The organism is Allocoleopsis sp. (genome assembly GCF_036703385.1).
In the GTDB taxonomy this organism is placed as follows: domain Bacteria; phylum Cyanobacteriota; class Cyanobacteriia; order Cyanobacteriales; family Coleofasciculaceae; genus Allocoleopsis.
In genome coordinates, this window is record NZ_DATNPA010000371.1 from 1 (window position 1) to 4,103 (window position 4,103).

General features: G+C 46.4%; 3 protein-coding genes and 3 pseudogenes. 5 read left to right on the top strand and 1 reads right to left on the bottom strand.

All coding sequences use genetic code 11. From position 1 onward, the window contains the following. The 4 genes and pseudogenes from V6C93_RS18375 to V6C93_RS18390 form a co-directional block, all read left to right on the top strand. Positions 1-346: pseudogene (locus V6C93_RS18375) on the top strand (alpha/beta hydrolase); the annotation flags it as partial. A gap of 71 nt (positions 347-417) precedes the next feature. Further along, positions 418-1,209, top strand: coding sequence for a DUF3598 family protein (locus V6C93_RS18380; protein WP_333478120.1), 792 nt, complete (start codon positions 418-420; stop codon positions 1,207-1,209). A 256-nt stretch (positions 1,210-1,465) separates the two neighbouring features. Then, positions 1,466-2,275, top strand: a complete 810-nt coding sequence (locus V6C93_RS18385; protein ID WP_333478121.1) for an alpha/beta hydrolase — start codon at positions 1,466-1,468, stop codon at positions 2,273-2,275. Between the two features lie 225 nt (positions 2,276-2,500). Next, a pseudogene (locus V6C93_RS18390) lies at positions 2,501-3,001 on the top strand (reverse transcriptase domain-containing protein); the annotation flags it as partial. Between the two features lie 21 nt (positions 3,002-3,022). Here V6C93_RS18390 and V6C93_RS18395 read toward each other — a convergent pair. Further along, positions 3,023-3,481: pseudogene (locus V6C93_RS18395) on the bottom strand (IS4 family transposase); the annotation flags it as partial. Positions 3,482-3,847: 366 nt separating this feature from the next. On the opposite strand from V6C93_RS18395, the gene V6C93_RS18400 reads away from it, so the two are divergent. After that, on the top strand, positions 3,848-4,103 hold a 256-nt coding region (locus V6C93_RS18400; RefSeq protein ID WP_333478123.1), incomplete at its 3' end, for a hypothetical protein.

Consider the following 4,103-nt stretch of genomic DNA (forward strand, 5'->3'; position numbering starts at 1 on the left):
GGATGATTACACAACGATGCTACCTTTTGAGATTTGGCGAGAAACGTTTATCAACGATGCTGACCTCGACCTGGCTCGATCGAGTTATGCACAATTATCACCTGAACCGTATCAACCCTGGATTGACAAGCTGGACTTGAAGCAGTTTTACTCGCTGTCCATTCCTAAAAGTTATCTCTACTGTACGGAAGACCGTCTCTTGCCTCAAGGCGAGCGAGAATGGCATTCCAGACTGTCTAGCCGCCTGGGACTATTTCGATTCGTGCAAATGCCCGGTAGTCATGAGGTGATGTTTTCTAACCCGGTCGGTTTAGCTGAAAAGATTATTGTGGCAGGGCGCGACTAGCAGCGAAATTTCAAATGAACACTGCCGTTTATTATTCCATCTAGAGCTTGCAAGCGAGGAGACTTAGGACAATGGCACCTCACTCTATTGATAATGTTGCTGACAGGGAGAACCAGCTCCAAAACTGGGATAATTTCTGCCGCTATCATCTCGGCGACTGGCATGGGATCTGGACTCAATATTCACCAGAAGGAGACTCAATCGACTCCTTCAAGAGTGTTCGATCGTTTCACCTCAGTGAAGATGGTAGCCAGATAACTCATCAAACCTACTACACTTATCCTGATGGAAAGACTGAACTATACAATACTGGTCCCTATATCAAACCTAGTGCAGGTTTATCTTTTGATGGGCATCACTTTGCCATTTTGTTTCTCGACAATAGCTTTTCCTGGGGAACTACAACAATCACGGCTGATGCTCCCTTTGCTCCCTTCTTTGAAACAGGTTTCACGCATAACAACAGGAGGATGACCCTCTGTGCTAGATACAAACAAAGCGGTGAGTTGCAGCACATAACAGTGATCTCTGAGCAGTTAGACCGCTTTCTAGAAGCGCTTCCAACTTCTGGAATGATTCAACCTGACGGCATCTGGCAGGGGACTGTCAAACAGTTGACCCCCGAGCTAGTCACATCCCCTCCAGAAGAAATTGGTTGGCAACCCCTGGAGAGCTTAGGTAGCACGAATCAGATATTTCACTTGCCAGGAGGCTCGATTAGTTGTCCTTTGAGAATTGAAAGCAACAGCGTTATGGATCTGATTGTCGAGTGGCAGGTGGCTCCAAACAAGTTGTTCCGTGGCATTCGCCACTTTGACAATTCCAAATTGAGTCACTTTTTGCTGCAAGTCTACGAATCTTGATCAGATGGAAAGGTAGTCCTGTTTTGAAGAGGTTTGAAAATAGTCTTATGCATTCTCGCGCTTTTCTTCAGGTGGGGCAGATGATCGACCTGCTTCCGAATCGATTAAAGGCTCTCAAATCGATTAGTTCTTTGGCTTATGAGGCAGTTAAGCGACAAAGCATAACTTTTTCTAGTCCTCCACAGTCTCATTATCAAGGCACCGGTCAAGCCACTCAGCAACCAAAACCTGCGAAAACCTCCCGTCGATACAGAAGATGATTCAAGAACAAGCAATCAAAATCAAAAGAGGCTTTGTGGATCGACCGTGGGGTCAAGTACATTACCGAACGGCTGGCAATGGTCCAGCACTGGTTCTCACGCACAAAACTTACTTTTCCTCTCGTAGTTTTATCAGAGTGATGCCACTGCTAGCTGCCGATTTTCGGGTCATTGCGCTAGATATTCCCGGTCAAGGCGAATCAGAAAATCCACCCACTCAATGGGCGATTCCGCAGTATGCTACAGATTTATTGGAGGTACTGGACACGCTTAAAATTGAAGATTTTTATCTGGTGGGGAACAGCACCGGAGCGGCAATTGCTTGCGAAGCAGCGGTTGTTTGTCCAAGTCGAATTAAAAAGCTGGTACTTTTTGGTATGCCTCGTTGGAAAGACTCAGCAGCACGCCAATCTTTACGCCAATCACCCTTCTTTTATGGACCACCAGAGGTAAAAGCGGATGGCAGCCACTACAGCGCTAATTGGCAATGGGTAAAATCACAATGTGTTGGTGAACCCCCTGAATGCTTTGAAATCTATTTCCAGGAAGTGATATCTCGGCAAGAGCGCACCTACGAGGGGATAGAAGCGGTCTTGAGGTACGAGGAAGCCAGCCGTTTACCCCTGATCTCGGTTCCGACTTTACTGATGTGGGCAATGGAAGACACCATGTTCGTGCCTTTTATTGAGGACACTGCCCAACTTGTTCCCCATTCTATCACTAAGGTTTTACACGGTAGCTCCCTGATGTATCTACGCGATCCCAAACTTTACGCCGAGACCTTGCTAGGGTACCTGAAACCTTAATTCACTGAACCAGACACTGCAATTATCGAAAAGCGCCGTAAAACCTCTCGCCTTAAGGCAGGCTGCGATTCGTTCTCTCGAAATGAGTAGTAATACTCAAAGGATGAGAGGCAAGGAACATAGAAAGGAACCAATCTTAACTGAACCTTGACAACTTGATAGCCATGAGGGTGAATCTCCTGCCCAATAACAGAAAGACAAATCCCTCCCCAAATCCATACGGTGATTAGTCAGAAAGCCAAATACGTGCTTGATGCCGACATGGCCAAATGCTTTGACCGCATCGACCATGAAGCGCTGCTCAACAAATTGAATACATTCCCCACCATACGCCGACAAATTCGAGCCTGGTTAAAAGCGGGAGTGATGGACGCAAAGCAGTTGTTTCCGACATCTGAGGGTACACCACAGGGCGGCGTAATCTCGCCGCTATTGGCAAACATTGCCCTTCACGGGATGGAAAATTGGATAACACAAGCCTTCCCCACTAAGAAGGTCTACAAGAATGGGAAATATGCTGGACTCTTTACAGCCCCAAACTTTGTCCGATCAACTGTCGCAAGTAACGATGCTTACGAAGGTCAAGACCATCTAATGTTTCAAAAGCTCAAGGCTTGGGCAAAACGCCGCCATCCACAAAAGGCTATCCAGTGGATGATCAAGAGATACTGGAAAACCATTGGCGGTAATAACTGGGTATTCGCAACCAGTGCAGGAGGTGAAAACCTGACGGGGTGACAACAGAGGCTAGGATATTTGCTTGATAAGCTCTACAGCCATTAAACCTTGATGGTAATACTTCCGCTTATTAGGAGTTAATCTCATTAATTCCGTCACAGATTCGCTATACTGTTCCACAGAATGGACCCAGCGCTGCCCATTCAAACCTACATAAAAAGTGCTATGACGCCGCTGTGTTCGCTTCGCTTCTTTAACGCGGCAGACGTATTTTTGTATACCCATTCTCTTAATTTCTCCTCCTTGAATAACTGCACTGGTATAGGCAATCGCTATCAAAAAAATCAGCGTATTCAGTCGTTGCTCAGATACCTTAGTGGCTTCTAAATTATACCCACCACTTTTACAATCCCTAAACATCTCTTCAATACAAAATCTTTTTTTATAGGCGGCAATCGCTGTGGCAAAATCCTCTAAGTTAGTTAGAATAAACCATCCTTCTTTGGTCGCCGCTCCCCGGTACTTCCTTATCCCGATCGTGGGTGTGATTTTGAGTCTGACCCGATGGGTAACGGAAACTAAAGAGCAGAGATTAGCAGACTGATATGTTGAGTTGATGAGGAATAACGCTATAGATATGCTGCTGTTGAGCAAAATAAAGATTTCGAGCGCTTAGCTTCTAGCACTTTCAAACACCAGTGCTCATAGACAAACCATGAAACAGCTCATTCTTCGTCTTGCTTGCTCCAAGTACGCTGCCTGTTGTAAGTGCTGACAGTGCGCGGAAGTTGCTCGATCCGAACTTGCCTTCAAACGCACTGATCGATCGCGCCCGCGATCGCGACGAAGTGTAGGAGTCAGCCTCCCATAAATGCCCAAATGAAGGTGAAAATAATGAAGCTCAAAAGCTCAATGCTCCTAACTGGACTGCTCCTAGCAGGTCTGACAGCAACGTCAGGCATTCAACCCGCAGATTCAGTTCCAATTGCTCAACAAGCAGCCCCGAACTCCTCAAAGAACGTGGTGCTTTTCTATCGTGGGGTTTGGACAGGAAAATATGCGAATGTTGGCTCTCAAGGTCAAGTTCAGATGTACATCGATCCATCCGAGCAGCTACATGGGAGCTTGGCATCTGATGACGGTCAGCATT